1 protein-coding gene and 2 pseudogenes are annotated in these 999 nt (G+C 66.0%); all 3 read left to right on the top strand.

The genetic code is table 11. The features are described 5' to 3' along the window. Window positions 1–135 (top strand): annotated as a pseudogene (locus EOA60_RS39460) (type II toxin-antitoxin system VapC family toxin); the annotation flags it as partial. Between the two features lie 10 nt (window positions 136–145). Next, window positions 146–766: a Holliday junction branch migration protein RuvA gene (gene ruvA / locus EOA60_RS34595; RefSeq protein WP_095778095.1), complete on the top strand. Its 621-nt coding sequence runs from the start codon at window positions 146–148 to the stop codon at window positions 764–766. A gap of 43 nt (window positions 767–809) precedes the next feature. After that, window positions 810–999, top strand: a pseudogene (locus EOA60_RS34590) (Holliday junction branch migration DNA helicase RuvB); the annotation flags it as partial.

The raw sequence follows: 999 nt of genomic DNA, 5'->3' as shown, positions 1-999 counted from the left end.
GAGCGGACCTTGCCGGATTTTTTCATTGGTGCTCATGCTGCCGTTGCTGGTCACCGCCTATTGACGCGCGACGCTCCTCGCTATCGCAGCTATTTCCCCGACCTCGAAATCGTCTCTCCGGAAACGCATCCATGAAGGCCAGGACATGATCGGCAAGCTGAAGGGCACGCTGGATGAGATCGACGAGGATTCCTGCGTCGTGGACGTGCACGGCGTCGGCTATGTCGCCCATTGCTCGGCGCGCACGCTTGCCGCGCTGCCGTCCCCCGGCGAGGCGGTGGTGCTGTTCATCGAGACCTATGTGCGCGAGGACATGATCCGGCTATACGGCTTTCAGACCCCGCTCGAGCGCGAGTGGTTCCGCCTTTTGATGAACAATGTGCAGGGCGTCGGCGCCAAGGTGGCGCTGGCCGTGCTGTCGACGCTGGCGCCGCCCGACCTCGCCAATGCGATCGCGTTGCGCGACATCGCCATGGTGTCGCGCGCACCGGGCGTCGGCAAGAAGGTGGCCGAGCGCATCGTCACCGAATTGCGCACCAAGGCGCCGGCCTATGCGGGCGCCGCCACCGGCACGATCAGCCTCAAGCAGGAGCTTGGCGAAGGCGTGGCGGCAGCACCCATCACCGACGCAGTCTCGGCGCTGGTCAATCTCGGCTATTCGCGCGACATCGCCGCCAATGCGGTGGCCGCGGCCCTAAAGTCGGCTGGCGAAGGGGCGGATGCCTCGAAGCTGATCCGCTTCGGCCTGAAGGAGCTGGCGCGGTGAGGTGGCGCTTGTCCCGGTCCTTGCCGTATGCAAGGAAGACCGCATGAGCCTTTCGCCCCGTCTCATTGCCCCCGACAAGCGTGGCGAGGATGCCGACCAGAGCTTGCGGCCGCAGTCGCTTGACGAGTTCGTCGGCCAGGCTGCGGCGCGTGCCAATCTCAAGGTCTTCGTCGATGCCGCCAAGAGCCGCGGCGAGGCGCTCGACCATGTGCTGTTCGTAGGCCCGCCGGGGC

The organism is Mesorhizobium sp. M1A.F.Ca.IN.020.06.1.1, assembly GCF_004023265.1.
In the GTDB taxonomy this organism is placed as follows: domain Bacteria; phylum Pseudomonadota; class Alphaproteobacteria; order Rhizobiales; family Rhizobiaceae; genus Mesorhizobium.
The sequence above is the reverse complement of the archived record's forward strand: the minus strand, read 5'-3'. Positions and strand labels throughout refer to the sequence as shown.

Excerpts from the sequence above, each read along its gene's own strand:
- ruvA (WP_095778095.1), top strand. The coding sequence starts at position 146 with ATGATCGGCAAGCTGAAGGGCACGCTGGATGAGATCGACGAGGATTCC.